This window comes from Actinoplanes sp. OR16, from assembly GCF_004001265.1.
In the GTDB taxonomy this organism is placed as follows: Bacteria; Actinomycetota; Actinomycetes; order Mycobacteriales; family Micromonosporaceae; genus Actinoplanes.
In genome coordinates, this window is record NZ_AP019371.1 from 7,638,259 (window position 1) to 7,661,204 (window position 22,946).

Annotated in this window: 20 protein-coding genes and 1 pseudogene; 6 read left to right on the forward strand and 15 right to left on the reverse strand. The window is 71.9% G+C overall.

Features of this window, described 5'->3' with window-relative positions; genetic code table 11:
* Nucleotides 1–39 precede the first annotated feature (39 nt).
* The gene (locus tag EP757_RS35265; protein ID WP_127552710.1) at nt 40–1,212 is read right to left on the reverse strand and encodes an ROK family transcriptional regulator; all 1,173 of its coding nucleotides are present in this window, start codon (nt 1,210–1,212) and stop codon (nt 40–42) included.
* Nucleotides 1,213–1,311: 99 nt separating this feature from the next.
* Between EP757_RS35265 and EP757_RS35270 the strand changes: the two genes are divergently transcribed.
* The 4 genes from EP757_RS35270 to EP757_RS35285 all read left to right on the forward strand — a co-directional run bounded on the left by EP757_RS35270 (nt 1,312) and on the right by EP757_RS35285 (nt 4,500).
* The gene (locus EP757_RS35270; protein WP_127552711.1) at nt 1,312–1,533 is read left to right on the forward strand and encodes a hypothetical protein; all 222 of its coding nucleotides are present in this window, start codon (nt 1,312–1,314) and stop codon (nt 1,531–1,533) included.
* Nucleotides 1,534–1,582: 49 nt separating this feature from the next.
* The gene (locus EP757_RS35275; RefSeq protein ID WP_127552712.1) at nt 1,583–2,590 is read left to right on the forward strand and encodes an aldo/keto reductase; all 1,008 of its coding nucleotides are present in this window, start codon (nt 1,583–1,585) and stop codon (nt 2,588–2,590) included.
* A 40-nt stretch (nt 2,591–2,630) separates the two neighbouring features.
* Complete coding sequence (locus EP757_RS35280; protein WP_127552713.1) at nt 2,631–3,809, forward strand: serine/threonine protein kinase; 1,179 nt, start codon at nt 2,631–2,633, stop codon at nt 3,807–3,809.
* 352 nt (nt 3,810–4,161) lie between these two features.
* Nucleotides 4,162–4,500 (forward strand): RNA polymerase-binding protein RbpA, encoded by a 339-nt coding sequence (locus tag EP757_RS35285; protein WP_127552714.1) that lies wholly within the window; start codon nt 4,162–4,164, stop codon nt 4,498–4,500.
* A gap of 739 nt (nt 4,501–5,239) precedes the next feature.
* Here the strand turns inward: EP757_RS35285 and EP757_RS35290 are convergent.
* The 12 genes from EP757_RS35290 to EP757_RS35345 form a co-directional block, all read right to left on the reverse strand.
* Entirely contained in the window at nt 5,240–5,752 is a 513-nt protein-coding gene (locus tag EP757_RS35290; protein WP_127552715.1) for an FxsA family protein, read from the reverse strand.
* Between the two features lie 58 nt (nt 5,753–5,810).
* Entirely contained in the window at nt 5,811–6,590 is a 780-nt protein-coding gene (locus EP757_RS35295; protein ID WP_127552716.1) for a polyprenol monophosphomannose synthase, read from the reverse strand.
* Entirely contained in the window at nt 6,587–8,209 is a 1,623-nt protein-coding gene (gene lnt / locus EP757_RS35300) for an apolipoprotein N-acyltransferase (protein WP_127554596.1), read from the reverse strand. Before lnt ends, EP757_RS35295 begins: the two co-directional genes overlap by 4 nt.
* 447 nt (nt 8,210–8,656) lie before the next feature.
* Nucleotides 8,657–10,723 (reverse strand): RNA polymerase recycling motor ATPase HelR, encoded by a 2,067-nt coding sequence (helR, locus tag EP757_RS35305; protein ID WP_127552717.1) that lies wholly within the window; start codon nt 10,721–10,723, stop codon nt 8,657–8,659.
* Between the two features lie 105 nt (nt 10,724–10,828).
* Nucleotides 10,829–12,580 carry a hypothetical protein gene (locus EP757_RS35310; RefSeq protein WP_127552718.1) on the reverse strand — a complete coding sequence of 584 codons (1,752 nt, stop codon included), beginning with the start codon at nt 12,578–12,580 and terminating at the stop codon, nt 10,829–10,831.
* Nucleotides 12,581–12,726: 146 nt separating this feature from the next.
* A complete protein-coding gene (locus tag EP757_RS43550) occupies nt 12,727–13,020 on the reverse strand; it encodes a hypothetical protein (RefSeq protein WP_197725454.1) in 294 nt (97 codons plus the stop codon).
* A 29-nt stretch (nt 13,021–13,049) separates the two neighbouring features.
* Nucleotides 13,050–14,300: a glutamate mutase L gene (locus EP757_RS35320; protein ID WP_127552719.1), complete on the reverse strand. Its 1,251-nt coding sequence runs from the start codon at nt 14,298–14,300 to the stop codon at nt 13,050–13,052.
* Complete coding sequence (locus EP757_RS35325) at nt 14,297–14,662, reverse strand: hotdog domain-containing protein (RefSeq protein ID WP_127552720.1); 366 nt, start codon at nt 14,660–14,662, stop codon at nt 14,297–14,299. Before EP757_RS35325 ends, EP757_RS35320 begins: the two co-directional genes overlap by 4 nt.
* On the reverse strand, nt 14,659–15,402 hold the full coding sequence (locus EP757_RS35330; RefSeq protein ID WP_127552721.1) for an OAM dimerization domain-containing protein: 744 nt from the start codon (nt 15,400–15,402) through the stop codon (nt 14,659–14,661). The genes EP757_RS35325 and EP757_RS35330 overlap by 4 nt, the downstream gene beginning before the upstream one ends.
* On the reverse strand, nt 15,399–16,943 hold the full coding sequence (locus tag EP757_RS35335) for a lysine 5,6-aminomutase subunit alpha (RefSeq protein WP_127552722.1): 1,545 nt from the start codon (nt 16,941–16,943) through the stop codon (nt 15,399–15,401). The genes EP757_RS35330 and EP757_RS35335 overlap by 4 nt, the downstream gene beginning before the upstream one ends.
* 3 nt (nt 16,944–16,946) lie before the next feature.
* Nucleotides 16,947–18,482, reverse strand: a complete 1,536-nt coding sequence (locus EP757_RS35340; protein WP_127552723.1) for an amidohydrolase — start codon at nt 18,480–18,482, stop codon at nt 16,947–16,949.
* Between the two features lie 4 nt (nt 18,483–18,486).
* Nucleotides 18,487–19,497 (reverse strand): zinc-binding alcohol dehydrogenase family protein, encoded by a 1,011-nt coding sequence (locus EP757_RS35345; protein ID WP_127552724.1) that lies wholly within the window; start codon nt 19,495–19,497, stop codon nt 18,487–18,489.
* 134 nt (nt 19,498–19,631) lie between these two features.
* Between EP757_RS35345 and EP757_RS35350 the strand changes: the two genes are divergently transcribed.
* Entirely contained in the window at nt 19,632–20,984 is a 1,353-nt protein-coding gene (locus EP757_RS35350) for a KamA family radical SAM protein (protein WP_127552725.1), read from the forward strand.
* A 64-nt stretch (nt 20,985–21,048) separates the two neighbouring features.
* On the opposite strand, the gene EP757_RS35355 is transcribed toward EP757_RS35350, so the two are convergent.
* Nucleotides 21,049–21,240: a CsbD family protein gene (locus EP757_RS35355; protein ID WP_127552726.1), complete on the reverse strand. Its 192-nt coding sequence runs from the start codon at nt 21,238–21,240 to the stop codon at nt 21,049–21,051.
* A 118-nt stretch (nt 21,241–21,358) separates the two neighbouring features.
* Here EP757_RS35355 and EP757_RS35360 point away from each other — a divergent pair, with 118 nt between their 5' ends.
* Entirely contained in the window at nt 21,359–22,066 is a 708-nt protein-coding gene (locus EP757_RS35360; protein WP_127554597.1) for a class I SAM-dependent methyltransferase, read from the forward strand.
* Nucleotides 22,067–22,079: 13 nt separating this feature from the next.
* Here the strand turns inward: EP757_RS35360 and EP757_RS44520 are convergent.
* Nucleotides 22,080–22,610, reverse strand: a pseudogene (locus EP757_RS44520) (DMT family transporter); the annotation flags it as partial.
* Nucleotides 22,611–22,946 lie beyond the last annotated feature (336 nt).

Genomic DNA, 22,946 nt, shown 5'->3' on the forward strand with positions numbered 1-22,946 from the left:
CCGGAAACTAGCCTGCATCAACCCTTTTAGACCCAAATTTCAGGATTTGTCATGCGCTAGCGGATCAGCGATCAACGCCGCGAACCCGCGATCCGCAGCGCCCAGCAGCGTCGCGTCGTCGGCCAGCCCGGAGACACGCAGCTTCGCCCGCTCCCGCGACACCGGCATCGCATGCTGGGCGATCCGCGCCTCCACCTCCGGCGCCGCCACCGTGTAGACCTCCCGCAGCATCCCGCCGAAGATCACCACGCCGGGGTTGAAGAGGTTGATCAGGCTGGCGACGCCGATGCCGAGCCAGTCGCCGATCCCGGCCATCGCGGCGGCCTCGCGCAGGTGACCGTTCTCGGCGTCACGGACCACGTCACGCACGGCCCGCCGGCCGAACTCCCCGCTGCGGCCGGCCGCTTCGAGGATCGCGTGCTCGCCGGTCTCCGCCTCCAGGCAGCCCGCCGATCCACACAGGCAGGGCCGGCCGCCGTTCGGGTTGACCAGCATGTGCCCGACCTCGGCGCCGTACCCGCTCTCCCCGCCGAGCAGTTTGCCGCCGACCAGGATGCCGCCGCCCACCCCGACGTCGCCGTGCAGGTAGATCAGGTCCGGGGAGCCGACGCCGGCGCCGCGGGCGTACTCGGCGAGCGCGCCCAGGTGGGCCTCGTTGCCGACGGCGACCGGCAGGCCGATGCCGAGCGCCCGTTCGAGTTCGGCGCCGAAGGCCTGGTCCACCCAGCCCATCTCCGGCCCGTACCGGACCATGCCGTCGCCGGGCCGGATCATGCCGCAGTAGGAGGCGCCGATCCCGGCCACGACCGCGTCATCCGGCGCCGCCGCCAGCAGCTCCTTGCCCATCGCCGCGAGTTCGCGCACCACCGTGTCGAGGTCGGCGCCGGCCCGCGAGCGCGCCACCTCGCGCCGGTCCAGGATGGGCCCGCCCAGCCCGACGCGCGCCGCCGTGAGCCGGTCCACCGCGACGTCGAAGGCGAGCACGAAGAACCGCCGCGACTCGGGCACCACCACGAACGACGGCCGGCCCGCTCCCGTCGTACCGATCGGTGGCTCTTCCCTGACGAGCCCGGCGGCGGCCAGTTCGGCGGTGAGTCCCAGGATGGTGCTCCGGTTGACGCCCATCCGCTCGGCGAGCGCCGCGCGCGACAGCGGCCCGCTCACGTGAACGTGGTGGAGCAGGGTTCCCAGATTCGATCGGTGTCTACGCATACCACCGCCAAACCTATGACATTCACACCTGGCTGTTTCGGTCACGGGCCACCGGGAACAAATAAGACATCCCCCGACACGACGAAGGAGATTCTTCCGATGGCAGGCAACGAGCACGAGGTCAACCGCAGCTCCCGGACCGGCCGCTTCGTCAAGGAGAGCACCGCGCACCGGCAGCCCGACACCACGACGACCGAGACGGTCGGCGGTGACCACGAGAAGGGCGACCGCGAGGTGAACCGGAGCGCCAAGACCGGCAAGTTCGTGACCGAGACCACGGCGCAGCTGCACGCGGACAGCACCGAGAAGCAGAAGCTGTAGCGATCGGGGGGCGGGCCCCGGGCCCGCCCCTGGAGCAACAATCAACACCATGGATCACAGGTATCTCGGTCGCAGCGGCCTCCTCGTCAGCGAACTCTGTCTGGGCACCATGACGTTCGGCAAGGAGGCGGACGAGCCGACGTCGCACGCGTTGCTCGACCGGTACACCGACGCCGGCGGCACCTTCGTCGACACGGCCGACGTCTACGGCGGCGGCGCCTCCGAGGAGATCATCGGCCGATGGCTCGCGGGCCGGAACCGCGACGATCTGGTGATCGCGACGAAGGGTTTCTGGGCCACCGGCGGGCAGCCGAACGACCACGGGGCCGGACGCAAGCACCTGATCAGCGCGGTCCAGGCGAGCCTGAAGCGGCTGCGGACCGACTACATCGACCTGTACCAGCTGCACTGCTTCGACGAGTCGACCCCGATCGAGGAGACGTTGTCGACCCTGGACGGTCTGATCAAGTCCGGGTACGTCCGGCACATCGGTGTCAGCAACTACACCGCCTGGCAGCTCCAGAAGTCGATCGACGTCGCGAGGCAGCACCACTGGGAGCCGTTCATCGCCGCCCAGCCGCTCTACAACCTGATCGACCGCGACATCGAGCTGGAGCTCGGCGCCGTCTGCCGCAACGAGGGTGTCGGCATCATCCCCTGGTCGCCGCTGCGCGGAGGCTGGCTCACCGGCAAGTACCGCCGCGGCATGACGCAGGCGCCGCCGGGCACCCGCTGGGAGGGCGACCAGCAGCCCTGGCTCGGCGACTGGGAGAACAGCGTCGACGAGCGCACCTGGTCGATCACCGACGCGCTGCTCGCCACCGCCACCGAAACCGGGAGGAGCCCTGCCCAGGTGGCGCTGCGCTGGCTGTCCCAGCAACCGGGGGTCACCGCCCCGATCATCGGCGCCCGCTCGGAGGAGCAGCTCGACGACAACCTCGGCGCGGCCGGCTGGACGCTCGACGAGAAGAGCATCGAGCGCCTCACCGCGGCGAGCGACCGGCCGCTCCCCTACCCGCACGCCTACCTGGCGCGATCACCGCGTCGGCGCGGCTGACCGGACTCGGGAGATCACACGAAATAGGCTGACGGGCGCTATGACTGCGCCTGACACTGATTCCGAGACCCGCCCCTGCGCCCACTGCGGACGCCCCGTCCCGCAGCGCGCCTCCGCGGGGCGCCCGTTCCGCTACTGCCGCGACAACGACGGCGAGTGCCAGCGTGCCTCGCGCAACACGCGGATGCGGCATCGCTCCTCCCCCGGCCTGGCCGGTTCGGTGGCCCGCACCTGGGAGGCCGTGGATCGCCTGGACACGCTGGTCGGCACGCTCACCGAGGCGCTGCACTCGGAGATGTCGCCGGCCGGCGTGGAACGGCAGGTCGCCGAGGTGCGCGCGGAGACGTCCCGGCAGGTGGCGGCCGCGCACGCGGAACGCGACGACGCACGCCGGGACGCCGAGCAGGCGGCGACCGCGACGGCGGCGGCGCAGCAGATCGCGGTGGCGGCGACGGCCGAGCGGGACGAGGCGCAGCAGCGGGCGGCCGAGTCGCAGCGATCGGCCGAGGAGGCCGGCAAGCGGGCTTCGGAGGCGGTCGCGGCGCGCGACGAGGCGGTCCGGGCGGCGACGGCCGCGGCGGCGTTGCGGGAGCGGGCGGAGGCCGAGCGGGACGCGGCGGCCACCGAACTGGCCGAGGTCAAGAACCGGCGCGAGGCCGCGGAGCGAGATCTCGCTGCGGCGCTCAAGGACGCGTCCGATTTCCGTCGTACGTCGGAGCAGGCCGCGATCCGCTCCGAGCAGGACCTGGCAGCGGCCCGGAAGCAGGCGGCGGACGCGGGCTCGCGGGCGTCCGAGGCCGAGGCCGAAGCGGCGAAGGCGGTCCTCGAAGCCTCCGAGGCGTCGGCCCGGGAGCAGGCGGCGACGGCCCGCGCCGAGGAGCTCTCGCGCAGGGTCCGGGACGCCGAGGCGCGCGTCGCTGCCGTGCAGTCGTCGCTGCAAGCCGCCGTCGAAGAACGGGACCGTGTCACCCGTACCAATGATGATCTGGAACGGACCGCGGAGCGTGCGTCGCGCGAACGTGCCGATCTCGAACGCCGGCTCGCGTCCGCCCGGGCCGACGCGGATGCCGCGCAGGAGCGGGTGGCGCAGCTGACGTCCCAGGTCAGCGACCTCGCGTCGGCGCTGGCGGCGCTCGGCGGACGGGGCGCGGCGGTGCCACCGCAGACACGCGATATTTCTCACCCCCAACCGGCCACAGATCACCAGGGTCTGGGCTAAACCGGACGGGTGACCGCTACCACGCCGCTACCGTCATGGCACCCGGCAGTGACCCGACGGTAGGTAAATTGCTGGTAACCGGATCGAGTGACCGACATCGCACCACCCGCACAAGTCGCAAATACCGCGAAACGGACCAAGGTCCACTGGAACGCGGGTTCGATTTGCCGGGTAAGGGCTGTGGCCGGTTACGCTCATAGCGTTAACACCGCTGATACAGGCGGTACGGACAAGAACTCGGCGGCAGCCGGATTCCGATCCGGCAATGCTTCATGCCAAGATCCGGAATCTAGCGGCCACCACTTTCGTTAAACAAACGAGAGCAGCACCACGAGCGAGGGGAAAGCCGATCATGGGCGAACGCATGCTGCGCGGCAGCCGTCTAGGCGCGGTCAGCTACGAGTCCGACCGTAACACCGAGCTGGCGCCCCGACAGACCCGTGAGTACCTGTGCGTCAAGGGTCACCAGTTCGAGGTTCCGTTCGCCGTCGACGCCGAGGTGCCCACCACCTGGGAGTGCAAGTTCGACGGCAGCGTGGCCCGTCTGGTCGACGGCAACGAGCCGGAGCAGAAGAAGGCCAAGCCGCCGCGCACCCACTGGGACATGCTGCTCGAGCGGCGTTCGATCGCCGAGCTCGAGGACATCCTCAACGAGCGCCTACAGGAAGTCCGCACCCGCCGCGGACGCTGACACGAAGTGACGAGAAGGCCGCCCCCTGGCACTCAGGGAGCGGCCTTCTCGCTGCTCACCGGTTCCAGCCGCTGAGCAAACCCCCGCACGTGCCGCGATCGACGCGTTTGCACGCGACCTCCGCGCAGCACCGCACCCCACCCGCCGCGTGCCGCCGTCCGCTGACCGGGAGTCGGGGAACACCGCCGCGCCTTGAACAGGCTGTGGCCCATGGCTGCCCAACGACCCCATCAACAGCAACACATCACAGCCATCACCCCGCAGCTGTCACTCATCGCTGGTGCGCGACCTCGATTGACGGCAATGGGCCATGGCCGGGCGAGGATTCCATGGCCATCGCAGCGGGCCAGGCGGCCGGGCGGGCCTCGGGTGTGACCGATCGCAGCGGGCACGGCGGCAAGGCGGGCCTCGGGTGTGACCGATCGCAGCGGCCCCGGCGGCAAGGCGGGCCCCGGGACGTAACCGATCGCAGCGGGCACGGCAGCCGGCCGACGATTCAGCTGACCAGCCTCCGGCCGACGATTCAGCCGACCGGAGACCGGGCGACGATTCAGCCGACCGGAGCACGCGGCTGCCGGCAAGGCGACGTCAGCGACGAATCACCGCCGCGGCTCACGGGCAGGTCGACAGCACAACGCCGCGAAAACGACGGCCACCAGCGAACAACCGGCCACCATCGCATCGAGGCCTGCCGAGGGCGACTTCACCAGCGGCTGTCATCGCCGGCAGGGGGCGCGCCTCAGCGGACGATCTCGCCTTCGATTGCCGCGGGCGGGGTGGGGCCGGGCCGCTGCTCGTCGACCACGACGACGGTGACCGGGGCGCCCGAGTGAACCTTGACCTTGCGCGGGCCGAACAGGTCGCCGGTGGCGGCGGAGCCCAGGGAGCGCTCGGCGAAGCGCTCGATGCCCCGGCGGGCCAGGGTGCGGCCGGGCGGGAGGAGCAGGAGCAGGCCGGCGACCGCGGTGATGAAGCCGGGCATCGTCAGCAGCAGGGCGCCACCGAGGCCGGCCAGGGAGTTCGCCACGCCGGCGCCGGGCGGGCGGTTCTCCTGGGCGGCCGCCTGGAAGGCACGCCAGCCCTTGATGCCCTCACGGCGCAGCAGGGCGATGCCGGCGATCGTGGAGGCGGCCAGCAGCAGGATGGCCCAGCCCGCGCCGATGGCGTGCGCGACCGCCACGAAAACGAAGAACTCGGCCAGCGCCCAGATCGGCAGTGCGAGTGGTGCGTAAGCGAGCCTGTTGCGGCGCATTACATCGACCTCCGGTGTCCCCGGGCCCGGAGAACGGGCCCGGTTCAAGCATGACACCTCACGGCCAGGTGGAGCCCTGTCGCGGCTTCCGATTGAGGACTTTACGCAAACTCTCAGCTCGCGTCTGGGCGCCCCAGATGGTGACGCGCAGCAACTGCTCCTTGAAGATGTTGCCGCTCATCTTGCTGACGCCGTTGACCCGCTCGGTGAAGGTGATCGGCACCTCGACCATGCGGAAGCCCTGCTTGTACGACCGGAACGCCATCTCGACCTGGAACGAGTACCCGGTCGACGCGATGCTGTCGACCTCGATCTTGTCGAGGACACCGATCCGGTAGGCGCGGTAGCCACCGGTCGCGTCCTTGAACGGCATGCCGAGGGCCATCCGGATGTAGATGTTGCCGCCGCGGGAGAGCAGCAGCCGGTGGATCGGCCAGTTGTGCACGCTGCCGCCCGGAATGTACCGCGTGCCGAGCACCACGTCGTGGTCGACCAGCGCGTGGAGCAGGAGGTGCAGTTCCTCGGGGGCGTGCGAGCCGTCCGCGTCCATCTCGACGACCGCGTCGTAGCCCTTGTCCTTGGCCCAGGCGAACCCGGCCTTGTACGCGGCGCCGAGACCCTCCTTGCCGGCCCGGTGCATCACGAAGACGTGGTCGTCGGCGAGCGCGAGCTCGTCGGCGATGGCGCCGGTGCCGTCCGGTGAGTTGTCGTCGGCGACCAGGATGTCGACCTCCGGCACCGCCTTGCGGACCCGTTCGGTGATCGCCCGTACGTTGTCAGCCTCGTTGTACGTCGGGATGATCACGAGGACTCGTCCCACGCCGGGGTACTCGCTCACCGTTCCTCCGTGTTCGTGTCGCCGTCGTTCGCGATGTCCGCCCGCTGCCGGCGCAGGGGCAGCGCGCCGACGAGGGCCGCGGCCATCAGGATGACGGCCGCCACCTCGGGCCAGTTGCCCGAGCGCGTCGCCAGCGTACGCGGTCCTTCCGTGGCGACATCACGCACCACCACCGCGGGAGTGTTGAAATCCGTCGAATCGTGAACGCCACCTGAACCGTCGACAAACCCGGACACACCGACAGTCGACACCATCAGTGCCTCCCGCCCGTGCTCGACCGCCCGGAGCCGGACCATCGCCAGCTGCTGCAACGCCTCTGCCTCGTTGAACGTGGCATTGTTCGTCTGGACGGCGAGCAATTGCGCCCCGCCGGTGACCGTGTCCCTGACGATTCCGTCATAGGCCACCTCGAAGCAGATGACGTCCCCCAGGGTCACCTTGCCGGTGTCGATGACGCCGGGGTGGTCACCCGGAAGCATGTTGCGGACGAGGTCCACCTTGTCGGTGACGAGGCGGGCGATCGGGCGCAGCGGCATGTACTCGGCGAACGGGACCGGGTGGCGTTTCGCGTACTGCTGGTCCAGGTCCGGGCCGGTGCCGGGCCACCAGAGGATGCCGACGTTGTAGATGTCCTCCGGGTCGTCGGTGCGCTGGATGCTGCCGACCAGGATCGGCGCTTTGATCGAGTCGGCGGCAGCGGAGATCGCGTCGGCGGCGTCGGCGTTGCGCAACGGGTCGATGTCGGACGAGTTCTCCGGCCAGACGACCAGGTCGGGCTGCTTCTGCTTCCCGGCGGCGACGTCCGCGGCGAGCTGCCGGGTCGCGTTCACGTGGTTGTCCAGCACGGCCCGGCGCTGGGCGTTGAAGTCGAGGCCGAGCCGGGGCACGTTGCCCTGCACGAGCGCGACCGTCACCGACGGCCCGGACGGCGGGGTGAGCGGGAGGAGCGCGGGTCCGGCGATCAGGGCGGCGGCGGTCAGAGCGAACCCGGCGGCGCCGGCGGCCGGCCGGGGGCGCCACCGACGCCAGGCGAGGGCCACGAGCGCCCCACCGGTGGCGGCTACCACGAAGGTGACGAGCGGTGCTCCCCCGTACGCGGCGAGCCTGAGGCCCGGGGCATCGCCCTGGCTGAAGGCCAGGCGCCCCCACGGGAAGCCGCCGAACGGCGCACGGTCGCGCAACGCCTCCTGCGCGGTCCAGAGCAGGCCGGTCAGCAGCGGCCAGGTCCAGCGCCACCGGTCGGCGATCGGGGAGAGCCAGGCGCCGGCCAGCCCGGCCAGCCCGAAGATCGCCGCCTGGGCCAGCGAGAGCATCGCCCAGGGCAGCCAGCCCGCCGAGAACGACGTCCACCACAGCAGCGGGAAGAACAGTGTCACCCCGGCGAGGAAGCCGAGACCGAAACCCGCGCGCAGGCGCCGCCGATGCACCGCCGCCGCGAACAGGCCGACCCCCACAGGAGCCGAGACCCAGATGTCGTACGGCGGAAGCGCCAGCAGCAGCGCCGCTCCCGCGGCCACTGCCAGCACCGCGGCGACCGGCAGCCGCAGCGGTCGCCGTGCGGGGTCGGGCCCGCCCGGCGACGGCGAGGGACCGGCCAGCGCCGGCGGCGGCAGAGTCATTTCCACGGATGGCAGGCTACTCGCCCCACCTGCGACGACGCAGGGGCGCAGCCCGGCTGTGGCTGCGCCCCTGAAGTACATCCGCACACGTCGTTGTTCCCGGCCGGTGGGCCCGGGGACCTCGCGATGACCTTCGGACCGACCCGCCACGAGCCGGCTGCCCGCGTCGTGCCGTTGTCTACTGGCCATCACCCAGCCCTCGAGGGAGCCACCTGGACTACGAACAAGCCCGCCCCGCCCCGCGCGCCTCACACCCCCTGGACCTGGCTGAACGCGCGACCCCAGCGAGGACTGCGGCCAGTGGGTGGAGGAACGAAACGGATCTTGACCGCTCGCCGTGAACAAAGACCTGAAGACGGTACGTCCGGACACCCGTGGCGTGTCAACCGGGTCCCGGCCCTTCCGGCGTGTCGCGTTCGTCGGCGTGTCATCTTCTGTTCGTGTAGATCACCTGGTCAGGACCACCAGTCGACGCGTGGCGCGGGTCATCGCGACATATCGATCGACGGCGCTCATCTTCTCCGGCTCGACCAGTACGACCAGGTCGAACTCCAGACCCTTCGCCAGTTCCGGGGTGAGCGCGCCCGGCATCGCCGTCGCGCTGATGACGCACGCGATCCCCTCGTCGTGGCCGGCCAGGATCTCGTCCAGCTCGGCGAGCCGGCGATGCTCGACCGGGAGGCCACCGCGGCGGATCGAGGTGGGCACGTTCGCGTCCGGCAGCACCGCCCGGATGACCGGCTCGGCTTCGGCCATCACCTCCTGCGGGGTGCGGTAGTTGACGGTCAGCGCGGCCATCTCGACCCGGTCGAAGCCGACCCGTTCCAGGCGCTCCCGCCACGATTCGGTGAACCCGTTCCGGGCCTGCGCCCGGTCCCCCACGATGGTGAAGCTGCGTGACGGGCAGCGCAGCAGCAGCATCTGCCACTCGGCGTCGGTCAGCTCCTGCGCCTCGTCGACGACGATGTGCGCGAACGGACCGGCCAGCAGCTCCGGGCCGCCGGTGTCCGGGGCCGCCAGACCGTCCGCGAGGTTGTCCCGCAGATCCTGCTGGACCAGCATCTTCATCAGGCCCTCGCCGTCGTCGTGCACCGACGACGCGATCAGGTCGTCGAGGACCCGGTCCATCTGTTGCCTCCCCTCGCGCGCCTCGGCCTGCCGGCGGCGGTGCCGCTGTTCGGCGTTCGCGTCGCCGAGCCGTTGCCGGGCCGCGTCGAGCAGCGGCAGGTCGGCAGTGGTCCAGGCCTTCGGATCGTCGCGTTGCAGGATCTCGACCTCTTCGGGGGTCAGCCAGGGCGCGCACCGCCGCAGGTAGGCGGGGACCGACCAGAGGTCGCCGACGATGTCGGCGGCGTCGAGCAGGGGCCAGGCCCGGTGGACGGCGGGACGGAGATGCCGCCGCAGCGATGTCTCCGACATGTCGTGCCTGTCGGCCAGGAGCGCGGCCAGCTCCTCCACGATCGGCTCGCGGGCCTCGTTGTGCGGAGTACCGGGCTCGGCCGCCTCGAACGCCGCCGCCCAGTCCCGCGGAGTCACCGTGACCTCGGCCTCCTCGGTGGAGATCGTGACCTCGGAGGCCGGCGGCTCCTCGTAGAAGCGGATCGCCGCCTCGACGGCCCGCACCATCGCCACCGTCTCCTTGAGCGGCTCCGCCCTCGCGACGGCGGCGGCGCCCTCCGGCACGAGATCCCTCAACATGCAGGTCTGCACGTCGTCCTCGCCGAGGCTGGGCAGCACGTCGCCGACATAGGCGAGGTACGGCTCGTGCGGCCCCACGAACAGCACCCCGCCGCGCCGATTGCCCAGCCGCGGGTCGGAGTAGAGAAGGTAGGCGGTCCGGTGCAGCGCCACCACGGTCTTGCCGGTGCCCGGGCCACCGTCGACGACCAGCGCGCCCTTCGAGCCGGCCCGGATGATCGCGTCCTGGTCGGCCTGGATCGTGCCGAGCACGTCCCGCATCCGCGCCGTCCGCGCCCCGCCCAGGCTGGCCAGGAACGCCGACTGGTCGTCGAGCGCCGCCGCGTGCCCGGCGAACCCGGCGGCGTCGAACACCTCGTCCCAGTAGTCGGTGATCCGCCCGCCGGTCCACCGGTAACGGCGGCGGAACACCAGGCCCATCGGGTTCGCGTGGGTCGCCCCGAAGAACGGCTCGGCGGCCGGCGACCGCCAGTCCAGCAGCAGCCGGCGGCCGTCGCCGTCGGTGAGCCCGCGCCGGCCGATGTAGACCGGCTCCGGGTCGTCGTCGCCCACCATCTGCCCGAGGCAGAGGTCCACGCCGTAGCGGCGCAGCAGCCGCAGCCGCGACGTCAGCCGGCGGACCTCCTCATCCCGGTCCACTGCCTGGCGGCCTTTGCCGGCGGGTGCCCTGCGCACGGTCTCCAGCCGTCCCGCCAGGTCGTCGATCGAGCCCTGGATCCTGCCGGCCAGGGTCGCGAAGTGCTTCTCGTCCCGCGCGATCAGGGCCGGATCGTCCTTTGCCGCCAGCTTGCCCGGCAGTGCGAAAACGCGTGTCACGCAATCCCCCTCAACGCTTCTGAGCAGGAAGTTTGCGCCACGTACCGGGTCTTGCGGCAAGCCCCGTGTGCTGATATACGTTGAATATGGCGGGAGGTCACGCCGTCAGTTCATCGCCCCGTGCGCGGCCCAGCCCGCCGGGAGCCGCCACGCCGCAGAGCCGTCCAGAGGCCTGATCTCGGCATCCCACACCACCGCGCCGTCGCCGGCGAAGCGCGGGATCGTGCCCGCCGCGACCGGGCCCAGATCGCTGACCACGGTGAGGGCGGCGTCGCCGACGATCACATGCGTCTCGCCGCCGGCCGTGGCCGTCCAGAGCGTGCGGCTGCCGTCCGGGCTCGCCGACCAGCCGGTCACGCCGCCCGACTCGACACAGGTGGGAGCGGTCGTGCCGGCCACCTCGACGAGCCAGCGACCGGACACGCAGCCGGCGCTCTGCTGGTCGACGGCGAGGTATCCGCCGGGCGCGGAAGTGCCGGCCAGGGTCATCGGGCCGAGGGCGGGACGCCGTGGCTGAGTCCAGCGGGCGGTGGCGGGGCTGTAGACGTACATGGCATTGGCGACGTCCGTCATCACCAGGTGCGCGCCGTCGGCGGAGAAGGCGGCCCGCATGGTGCCCGAGGAGGCGCCGGGCACGCCGCGGGGCATGGTGAGCGTCGTGGTCGTGCCGGTCACCGTGTCGAAGAGCCGGACGTCGGTGCTCGCGGCACAGACCGTGATGCCGCCGGTCAGGACCATCGGGCGGCCCACCATCCAGGCGGCGTAGCGGTCGCCGAGCGCCTCGTTCATCAGACATTCGCCGCCGTCGGCGAGCAGACGGGGCACCGGGAGCGTCGCGGTCGTCAGGTAGAGGCCGAAGTCGGCGCCGCGGTAGAGCAGGCTTCCGGCCTGTGTCGACGCCAGGTAGCGGCCGGTCGCGAGGGGTGCGGCGCGGTGCGGGGCGTTCAGTTCGACGGCGTGGATGGTGCCGTCGGCGGCGGCGACGATGAACGGGCCGGTGGGCTCGGCCGGGATGGTGGCGCTGGGCGAGGCGCTGGGCGAGGTCGCGCTCGCTGAGGGAGTCGGGCCGGTCGGACTGGTCGTGGCCGGCGGTTTCGTAGGGGCGGTCGGCTTCGTCGGTGGCGCGATGACGGGCGGCGCCGTCGTCGCGGGCGGCGCCGGCGGGACGGTCGGGGACGCCGGCGGCGTCGTGGGCGCGGCCTTGGTGGTCAGGGCGCGGACGCCGCTCGTGTAGGCGCCCCGATACGTCGTCCCCGCCACGACGATCCGCCACGACGTCGTACCGGCCTGGCCGGGAGCGGGCACCGCGATCCGGTACTCCCCCTTCGCGCTGCTGGCGGCCCGCCCCGCGGTGGTCCAGGAGCGGCCGGTCCAGCGCTGCGCGGTCACGGTACGGCCGGACTCCCCCGGTGTGACCCGCCCGGTGATCGCGAGGGCCTTCCCGGCCGTCGCGACGGCCGGGGTGAACGCCAGGGTCGCCGTCGTGGCGGTCCAGAGCCGGACCGCCCGCTTCGGCGAGGAGACGGCCCGGTAGCTGCCGGACGCGGGCGCGTAGACCCGGACCGTCCAGGTGCCGGACGTTGCGGGGCGCATCGAGAGGGTGTACTTGCCGTCGGAGCCGGTGCGGGCGGTCGCCAGGACGTACGACCTGGTGCCGTTGATCCTCTCCAGGCGGACCGTGCGCTTCGTGCCGGGGCTGAGCCTGCCGGTCACCGCCGCCGTGGCCCCGGTGCGCATGGCAGCCGGGACACTGGCGGTGATGGTGGATTTCGTGGCGGCCACGGCCGGGCCGGCCGGTCCCACGAGGACGACACCCAGGACGGCCGTGGCCGGCCCGAGGACACTGAACCGGCGCATACCGACCGACCAACCTTCTCTACGACTGTGGAGCGGCTGTGACGGTAGGTGATGACCCGCGGGGGAATCAGACGGCGTTTCCGCGGACGGGGCCGGTGTCCGTTATCTTCGGCGACTCGGTGACCCGGAACCGGCCGAAAGGCCGCCTAGTCGCGGACCTCCAGGCGGTCCGGCTCGACGGACGACACCCGCAGGACCGGCCGCCCGTCGGCGGCGCGGGCCTGGATGCCGCCGTCGCCGGCCTGCTCCCAGCGGCCGGGCCGGGCCTCGTCCGCGTCACCGCGGCCGATCGCCCAGTCGACGTAGGTGCCGTCGTCGCGGAACTCGATCCCGGACCGCCCGCGGGCCCGCGGGAAGTCCCAGTCGTCCGGCCGGTAGATCCGGATCCCGTCGTGGTCCTCCTCGAACGAGTGCATCCACCGGCCCTGCGGCGCGGGCATCGGCGTCACACCAGAGCTGCGGCCCGCTTTCACACTCGTTCGAGATCGCCGAGAAGCCCGGCCGCCACCTCCGGGTGATCGGCGGCGAGGAGTCCGGCCGCCGCGAGGACGTACTGCTCGTCGACGACGGTCCGGGCCCGCTCGGGAAGCTGCCAGCCACCGGCCAGGTCACCCAGCACCGCGGCCAGCACATGCTCGCCGCCGCCGTGCCGCAGCACCCCGCCCGACCCGATCACCAGGCGCACATCCCGCAGGTCACGGCCGCCGACACGGGGCCGGCCGGGCCCTTCCGGATGCCCCCGGGCATGCCGCCGCAGCGCGATCACCGCGGCGGCCGCCGCCAGGTCACGGTCGTCACCGAGCGAGCCGCCCAGCTTCTCCGCGACCGCCGCCGCCCGGGTGCCGCCGGCTCCCACGGCCACGCCCAGATCACCCTCCACGGTCCGGGCCCGCCACAGCGTCCCGGCCACATCGCGGCGCGGACCGGACTCGCTCTCCGCATCCGGGATCAGCGCCGAGTAGACGTCGGTGGTCGCGCCGCCCACGTCGACGACCAGGACGCCGTAGCCGGTCCGGTCGGCGAGCAGCTCGACACCGGCCAGCACCGCATCCGGCGTGGCGGCGCGGACCAGCGAGCCGAAGCGCGGCCCCTTCGACAGCCGCTTGCCGCCGATCACGTGGCGCAGGAAGACCGAGCGGATCGCGGCGCGGGCCGGCAGCGGGTCGAGGACGCCGATGCGCGGCAGCACGTTCGCCGTCTCGGTCACCGGTACGCCACCGGCGGTCAGCGACTCCACCGCCTGCGGACGCACCGCGGCGTTGCCGGCCACCACGACGGGCACCCGGAACCGCGCCGACGCCAGACGCCGCGCGTTGTGCAGCAGCGTGTCGCCGTCGCCGCCGTCGGTGCCGCCGGCCAGCAGCACCACGTCCGGGCGGGCCGCGCGGACCGCCGTCACACCCGGGCCGGTGAGCGGCCCGGCCGCCACGTGCACCACCTGCGCCCCGGCGGAGAGCCCGACCCGGTGCCCGGCCTCCGCGGTGACGAGTGCTTCGTACCCGATGACCGCGAGCCGCAGCCCTCCCCCGGCGGAGGAGCAGACGTACAGCTCGGCGCCCTCACCACCCACTGCCGCGACGGCGGCGTCGAGCCCGTGCAGCACATCGGTTCCGGCGGTGGTCGGGACTTCCGCGCGGCGGATCAGTCGCGCGCCGCCGAGGTCGATCAGAGCGGATTTGGTGTACGTGGAACCGACGTCCACACAGACGGCGGCCGTCACGGCTTCGGGGGCACGACGACCGTTCCGACGGCGGTGACGGCCACGATCGGCTCGTCCAGGACGGCCGCCGCCGACCCGCCGGTGCCCCGGCAGACCACGGTGGACGCGAACTCGATGCGCCGGGACCGGGTGCCCATGGCGACGACGGTGGCGGTCACCTCGAGGACGTCACCGGCCTGTACCGGCGCCTTGAACTGCACGTCGGAGTAGGAGGCGAACAGCCCCTCGTCGCCGTCGAGCCGGATGCACACCTCGGTGGCGGCGTCGCCGAAGAGGCCGAGCGAGTACGCCCCGTCGACCAGGTTCCCGGCGTAGTGGGCGTGCGCGTACGGCACATAGCGGCGGTGCGTGACGGTGATCAATTCCGGCTCCCGGGTGACGAGACGAGCGCGTGGACGAGGTAGGAGGCGACCTCCCGCGGGGTGGTCCCCCGGCCGAAGATCCGGTCGACGCCGAGTTCCGCGGTCATCAGCTCGTCGAAGCGCGGCCCGCCGACGATCAGCAGCGGCCGTTTCCCGGCCGGCAGCGCCTCCCGGAACGCGGCCGACATGGCCCGGGTGTTCTGCAGATGAGCGTCGCGCTGCGTGACCACCTGGGACACCAGCACCGCGTCGGCCTTCCGGGCGCGGGCGGTCTCCACCAGATCGGGGACCGACACCTGCGCGCCCATGTTCGTCACCGCCAGCTCGGAGTAGGACTCCAGGCCCTTCTCCCCCGCGATCCCCTTGAGGTTGAGGATCGCGTCGATGCCGACGGTGTGCGCGTCGGTGCCGATGCAGGCGCCGACCACGGTGAGCGGGCGCCGCAGCCCCCGCTTGATCGCCGCGTTGATCTCCTTGGCGCCGAGCAGCGGATAGTCGCGCTCGACGACCTGCACCCGGTCGGTGTCGACGAGGTGGCTCACCTTGCCGTAGACGACGAAGAACGTGTACCCGTCGCCCATCTGCTTGGCGTGCACGAGCATGGCCGGATCCATGCCCATCTTCCCGGCCAGTTGCAGCGCGGCGCCCTCGGCCCGCTTGTCGTGCGGGATCGGCAGCGTGAAGGAGAGCTGCACCATCCCGTCCCCGGTGGTGTCGCCGTAGGGCCGGATGATGGTCACAGCGCCTCCAGCACCGGGTTGTAGTAGTCGCCCTCGTGGGCGGCGACGCCGTCCAGGCCCTTGCCGCGGTCGGCGGGGCGTTTCATGATGCCGAAGGTGCCGTCGGCGATCGCGGTGAGCAGGGTGTCGTCGACGATCTTCTCGAGCAGGTCGATGGCTTCGCCGAGGACCTGGTTCGCGCGTCTCCTGATGAACGGGCCGGGGGTGAAGTCCTCGTGCAGGTTCCCGGCGCCGTTGAGCACGTAGCGCACGTTCTGCAGGGCGATGTCGCGGTCGGACAGCCACGGCGTGACGACGGCCTCGGTCATCATGCCGACCAGCAGGATGCCCTGGCCGGTGAGCGCCCCGGCCAGGTTGAAGAAGCCGTCGAGCAGGTTGCCGCGGAAGACGTCCCCGGTCATGTGCTTGGTCGGCGGCATCCACTTGAGGGGCGCGTCCGGGAACAGCTCGCGGGCGAGCAGCGCGTGCGCGAGCTCCAGCCGGAACGAATCCGGCAGGTCCGGATTTATCTCGAACGCGTGCCCGAGACCGAGCTGCCAGTCCTGCAGGCCCGCCTCGTGCGCGAAGAACTCGTTGAGCAGCTGCGACACCGTCACCGTGTGCGCGGCCTCGACGGCGTCGGCGGTCGTCAGGTAGTTGTCCTCGCCGGTGTTGATGATGATCCCGGCGCGGGCGTGCACCTGCCGGGAGAAACGCTGGTCGACGAAGGTGCGGATGGGGTTGATGTCACGGAACAGGATGCCGTACATGGAATCGTTGAGCATCATGTCGAGACGTTCCATGCCGGCGAGCGCGGCCATCTCCGGCATGCACAGGCCTGACGCGTAGTTCGTCAGCCGGATGTATCGGCCCAGCTCGCGGGAGGTCTCGTCGAGGGCCGCCCGCATCAGCCGGAAGTTCTCCTGCGTGGCGTAGGTGCCGGCGAACCCCTCCCGGGTGGCCCCTTCGGGGACGTAGTCCAGCAGCGACTGCCCGGTCGACCGGATCACCGCGATCACGTCGGCTCCGGCCCGCGCGGCCGCCTGGGCCTGCGGGATGTCCTCGTAGATGTCCCCGGTCGCGACGATCAGATAGATCCACGGCCGCTGCGCGGGGTCGCCATGCCGTTTGATCAGCCGATCGCGAGCAGCCCGCTGCCGATCCACGATCCTCAGGCCTGCCCGCGCCGACCGCGCGGCTGCCCGCCGCGCCGCCGTGACATCTCCTCTGCGCGCGGGGAGGGAGAAGCGCACCGACCCGGCGGCCGCCTTCTGCGCCAGTGTCGTCAGGTCCTCCACGCCCTGCGAAGCCAGCGCATGGAACGCCGGCACGGCCACCCCGTGACCGAGACCGACGTCCGCCCGCACCGCGTCGACCAGGCGGTTCACCCAGGGGATGCCGTCCGGATCAGCGCCGCGCACCCCGGCCAGGCGCAGCACCGCACGCTCCACCGAGACCGTGGTGTGCGATCGCGCCAGGTCGACGACGGGCTGCCCGGCCCGCGCCGCCAGGGCACGCGCCCGCGCCACGATGCGCGGGTCCAGATCCAGTTTCCCGGCCACCATTCACCCCTCGAAGATCGTTTCCCCGGACAGCACCGTCCGGCGGCAGATCGGCCGCTCAGGCGTCACTCCGTCGATGTCCGGCAGCAGCGCCGGAAGTCCACCCTGTACGCCACCCGGCGTGTCCCACACCGCGAACGTCGCGGCGTAGCCCGGCGCCAGCACGCCGTTGCCCTCTTCCAGGCCCGCTGCCCGCCATCCGCCGCGGGTGCCGGCCGCGAACGCCGACCGCACGCTCATCCGGTAGACCGGGTTGCGGGGCGCCGCCGCGGCGACCACGATCGCCCACGGGTCGAGCGCGGTCACCGGCGAGTCCGAGCCGAACGCCAGGGCGACCCCGGTGGCGTGCATGGCGCCGATCGGGTTGGTCGCGAGGGCACGGTCCACGCCGAGGCGCTGGGCGTACATCCGATCGGCCCCGCCCCACAGCGCGTCGAAGACCGGCTGCACCGACGCCACCACGCCGAACTCGACCATCCGCGCGATCATCGCCTTGTCGATCAGCTCGACGTGCTCGATGCGGTGGCGCCCGGCCCGCAGCCGGTCGACGCCGACCTGCTTCGCGGCGAGCGCGAACCCGTCCAGCACGGTCTCGATGGCCGCGTCGCCGATCGCGTGGAAGCCGCCCTGGAAACCGATGCGCACGCAGTCGAGCAGGTGGTCGCCGACCTGCTCGGCGGTGAGGAAGGCCTCGCCGCAGCCGTGGTCGCCGTCGAGGTAGGGCAGCCGGACCGATGCGGTGCGCGATCCCAGGGCGCCGTCCGCGTACAGATCTCCCGCGGCGCCGTGCGCGCCCAGGTCCCGGGCCCGTTCGGCGCCGCCCAGCTCGCCCCAGTAGCCGTACACCCGGGGCAGGCCGTGCCCGGAGAGCGCGAGCACCGACGCGAAGTCGGCCTCGCTGGACGTGCCGGGCCCGCCGCACTCGTGCACCGCGGCGATACCGAGGGACGCGGCCCGGCGCAGCGCGGTGGTCTGCGCGGCCGTGCGCTGCGCGCCGGTGAGCGCGCCGAGCGCGACCGCCCGGACCGCGTGATGGGCGTGCTCGCGGACCCAGCCCGACGCGTCGTAGCCGTCCACGCCCTCCGCGACCGGCAGCAGCGACGTGCTGGTCAGCGCCGAGTGCACGGACGCCTGGGACAGGTAGACGCGGCGGCCCCCGGCGGCCCGGTCCAGCTCGTCGGCGGTCGGCGGGGTCTGGGCGGGCCAGGTCGACTCGTCCCAGCCGTGCCCGTGCACCACCGCGTCCGGCGCCTTGCCGGCCGCGAACGCCGCGACGGCGTCGAGCAGCTCGCCGGCCGAGCGCACGCCGGACAGGTCGAGGCCGTCGATCGCCAGGCCGGTGTCGGTGGCGTGCAGGTGCGCGTCGACGAAGGCCGGGGTCACCAGGCCACCGCCGAGGTCGACGGTGCGGTCGGCGGGGGCGTCGGCGTCCTGGCCGAGCCAGGCGATCCGGCCGCCGCGGACCAGCATCGCGGTGGCGCGCGGGTCGGCGGCGGAGTAGAAGCGGCCGTTCAAGTAGCGAACCGAGGGTGAGGTCATGGCGTCAGTCTGCCGCCAGACGGGCCTCGAAGAGCGCACGCACCCCCGGTGTGCTGCGCAACAGCCCGACCGCGAACTCCGCGTGTCCCGGCACGTATCCGTTGCCGACCAGCATGGTCACGTCCGCGGCGAGGCCCTCGGCGCCGAGGGCCGCGGCGGAGAAGCTGGTCGCCATCGAGAAGAAGATCACGGTGCCGCCGGGTGCGGTCGCCAGGATCGCGCCGTGCTCGCAGCCGGGCACGTCGACGCAGACCACGGTGACGGTGTTCTCGCCGGCGGCCTCCCGCACGGCGACCGGGTCGCGGGCGTCGGCGATCGCGATCTCGTCGGCCAGTCCGGCTTGCCGCAGCGCGTCGCGCTCCTTCGCCGAGACCACGATCGCCTTGGTACGAGCGCCAGCGCGCTTGGCGGCCGCCAGCGCCAGCGAGCCGCTCTTACCGGCTCCGCCGAGGACCAGCACGGTCGGCGCCGGATATCCCCGGACCACCCGGTCGACCAGTGCCGGCGCGCCGCACACGTCGTAGACGGCCAGGGCCAGCTCCGGCGCCAGATCGTCGGGGAGCACCCCGACGATCGAGCGGCCGAACAGGATCGCGGTGCCGTCGGCCGGCACCTGCTCGCCGAGCCCGTCCCAGCCGGCCAGGCCGTCGGTGATCCGCAGCGGGGTGAGCGTCAGCGAGACCAGGGTGGCGACCCGGTCACCGGGCTTCACGGGCAGCGGCGACTCCGGGCCGACCTGCTCGACGACGCCGATCAGCATGCCGCCGGACCCGGTCACCGGGTTGTGCATCTTGCCGCGGGTCGCGACGATCTCGCACACCTCGGACCGGATCTTCGCGCCGTCGCCGCCGTGCTTCTGCGCGAGCTGCCGGTAGCTGGCGGCGTCCAGGTTGAGCCGCTGCACCCGGATCCGCACCTCGTCCGGGCCGATCTCGGGCGAGGCGTCCAGCCGCCAGGCCGCCTGGGGTAGCACACCGGCCGGTTCCAGCACCCGGTCCAGTCCCACTGATCCCATCGCCTGCCACCCTCCTCGCGTAAAACAATCGTCTGCGAAACCCTGCCTGACCGTAAATCCTCCGTCAATATGGTTACTACACCGGAGATTATCCGTTAGCGTGATGGGCCAGCCGACGACGCCTGGGAGGACCCGTGCTGGAAGTGGGACAGCCCTACGAGTACCGCCGCCGCGAGCTCAGCGAGCCGGATTGGACACGGTTCCCCGGGTGGAAGGACGTGACGCCGGCGCAGTGGGCGTCCGCGCAGTGGCAGCGGGTGCACTGCGTCAAGAACGTGAGGCAGCTGCGTACCGTGATGGGCGACCTGCTCGACGAGAGCTTCTACGCGGACCTGTCGACCGACCAGGAACGCCTGGCCACCATGTCCATGCTGCTACCGCCGCAGATGCTCAACACCATGGTCCCGGACCGGGTGCCGGACACCGCGTCCTTCTACGCCGACCCGGTCCGGCGCTACATGCTCCCGGTCGCCACCGACCGGCAGCTCGACTGGCCGTCGCACCCGCACGCCACCCGCGACTCGCTGCACGAGCACGACATGTGGGTGGCCGAGGGGCTCACCCACCGCTACCCGACGAAGGTCCTCGCCGAGCTGCTCAGCACCTGCCCGCAGTACTGCGGGCACTGCACCCGGATGGACCTGGTCGGCAACAGCACCCCGACGGTCAGCAAGCTCAAGCTGCTGGAGAAGCCCGTCGACCGCTATGCGGCCCACCTCGACTACCTCAAGGCGCACCCCGGCGTGCGCGACGTCGTGGTCTCCGGCGGCGACGTGGCGAACGTGCCGTGGAAGCAGCTCGAGGCCTACCTCATGGGGCTGCTGTCGGTGCCGACCGTGCGCGACATCCGGCTCGCCACCAAGGCGCTGATGGGCCTGCCGCAGCACTGGCTGCAGGACGACGTCGTGGAGGGCATGCACCGGGTCGCCGTCACCGCCGAGCGCCGCGGCGTCAACCTGGCCGTGCACACCCACGTCAACCACGTGAACTCGCTGACCCCGCTGGTCGCCAAGGCAACCCGGACCCTGCTCGAGGTCGGCGTCCGCGACGTGCGCAACCAGGGCGTTCTCATGCGCGGCGTCAACGCCACCGCACCCGACCTGCTCGACCTCTGCTTCGCGCTGCAGGGTGAGGCCGGGATCCTGCCGTACTACTTCTACATGTGCGACATGATCCCGAACGCCGAGCACTGGCGGGTCCCGGTCTGGCACGCCCAGCAGCTGCAGCACGACCTGATGGGATACCTGCCCGGCTACGCGACCCCGCGCATCGTCTGCGACGTGCCGTTCGTCGGCAAGCGCTGGGTCCACATGATCGCCGACTACGACCGGGAGCACGGCATCTCGTACTGGACGAAGAACTACCGCACCTCGATCGAGGCCGAGGACGCCGAGGCGCTGTCCAAGCAGTACGCCTACTACGACCCGATCGACACGCTGCCGCGCTCCGGCCAGGACTGGTGGCGCAAGCAGCAGCAGGCGGCATGAGGAAGGGCCCGGCGGTGACCGCCGGGCCCTTCCTACTTACTCCACACCCCTGGAGTGGCTTTCCTCAGCTCAGGGCGTCGCGGACGTCACGACCCGCGTCCTTCACGTGCTCGCCGGCCTGCTTGGCGTGCGCGGAGGCCTCCTGAGCCTGGCCCTCGGCGTAGAGGCGCTCGTTGTCGGTCGCCTCGCCGACGCCCTGCTTCGCCTTGCCGGTCAGTTCCTCGGCCTTGTTCTTGACCTTATCGGTGAAGCTCATAGCAACCTCCTCGGTCGTGCTTACGCCCTGATGAGTGCCCACCGGCGCCGGCTTCGAAACAGGACGCACACCCGGTACGCCGGACCCGCCCGGTTTGCGGGCTAAGATCATCTATGTGATCGACCCGCATGCCGGATCCTTCGGGGCGGCCGCCGACGCTTACGAGCGCGGTCGTCCCCCGTACCCTCAGAAGGCTCTTGATTGGCTCCTGCCCGGCGGCAGTCCACGGGTGCTGGATCTCGGCGCCGGGACCGGGAAACTCAGCCGCCTGGTCCGTGCTCGTGGCCTCGGCGTCACCGCCGTCGACCCGTCCGAGGGCATGCTCGCCGAACTCCGGCGCACGCTGCCCGACGTACCCGCGTTCATCGGCAGCGCCGAGGAGATCCCGCTGCCGGACGACTCGGCCGACGTGGTGCTGGTGGCGCAGGCCTGGCACTGGGTGGACCCGGCCCGGGCCCTTCCGGAGATCACCCGCGTGCTGACCCCCGGCGGCCGGCTCGGCCTGATCTGGAACGTCCGCGACGAGCGCACCGACTGGGTGCAACGCCTGGGTTCCATCATCGGAAGCGCTTCGACGGACCGGTCCCCGCGCCTGGACGTGCCGTTCGAGACCGCGTCCTTCGAGTGGGCGCACACGATCGCGCCCGACGAGCTGCTCGACCTGGTGGCGTCCCGCAGCCGGATCATCCTGCTGCCGGCAGACGAGCGGGCCGCGGTGCTGGCACAGGTGCGGCAGCTGACGGCGACGCATCCGGCGCTGCTCGGGCGAGGGAGCTATCAGCTGCCGTACGTGACCGAGTGCGTGCGCTCCGACTTCCTCGCGTAGCGCCGATCGCCGCCGTGATCACCAGGGCGATCGCGAGGCATTCGACCAGGGCCAGATCCTGGTGCAGCAGCACGAAGCCGGCCAGCGCGGCCACGGCCGGGCCCAGGCTCATCAGTACGGCGAACGTCGTCGTGGGCATCCTGCGCAACGCCAGCATCTCCAGGCTGTACGGCAGGACCGAGGCGAGAACCGCCACCACCGCGCCCATCGCCACCACACCCGGGTCGAGGATCGTCTCGCCGGCCTCGGCGACCCCGAACGGCAGCATGATCACGGCGGACACGGCGACCGACAGGGCTAGCCCGTCGGCCTTCGGGAAGCGGTGGCCGACCCGGGCGCTCAGCACGATGTAGGCCGCCCACATGACCGCGGCTCCCAGCGCGAACGCGACGCCGATGGCGTCCAGGTCTTGGAATCCTTCGCGGCCGAGCAGGGCGACGCCGACCACGGCGAGGCCGGCCCAGAGCCAGCTGGCCCTCTTCTTCGCGGTGATCACGGACAGTGTCAGGGGACCGAGGACCTCCACGGTCACCGCGGTGCCCATCGGGATGCGGTCGATCGCGTGGTAGAAGAGCGTGTTCAGGCCGGCCAGCGCGATGCCGAACGCGCCGATCGACAGCCAGTCGGCGCGACCGTAGCCGGTGACCCGCGGGCGGCAGAAGGCCAGCAGGATCAGCGCGGCGATGGTGAGACGCAGCGCCACGACGCCGTGCACGCCGGCTCTCGGGAAGAGCAGCGCGGCGACGCCCCCGCCGAACTGCAGCGACAGCACGGCGGCGATGACGAGGAGAGGGCCGGTTTTCGTTCGCACGCCACTCAGGTTTCCAGCGTGTGTACCGGGCTGAGAAATGCCGCTTTCCCGGCGGTTATGCTCTCAGGT